Raw genomic sequence first — 326 nt, forward strand, 5'->3', positions numbered from 1 at the left:
CAGCCTGTTGTCGTACAACAAGGACCAAATAAAATTTGGTTTTCGCCAAGAAGTTTCCAAAGCACTTGTAACAAATGTTTGAGAACTACTTTTTAAATCAGCTTTCCAGATTGTTAAAGAGCATGTTTGCAACGGTCAGTGACCGAAGAAAACAGACATAAACACTCGATGCTTATGTCTGCATTCTTTTAGCAAGAAGAGAAGTGGCGTCCCCTAGGGGATTCGAACCCCTGTTACCGCCGTGAAAGGGCGGTGTCCTAGGCCTCTAGACGAAGGGGACCCGGATTTGTCTTTGCGCTGTCGCGCAGGCGATTGGGTAACGGCTC

At 46.9% G+C, this 326-nt stretch carries 1 tRNA gene; it reads right to left on the minus strand.

The features are described 5' to 3' along the window. Nucleotides 1–204 precede the first annotated feature (204 nt). Nucleotides 205–280: transfer RNA gene (locus J9885_RS14910), tRNA-Glu, on the minus strand. Nucleotides 281–326: the final 46 nt, after the last annotated feature.

Source organism: Aeromonas sp. SrichE-2G (assembly GCF_017939565.1).
Lineage (GTDB): Bacteria > Pseudomonadota > Gammaproteobacteria > Enterobacterales > Aeromonadaceae > Aeromonas > Aeromonas taiwanensis.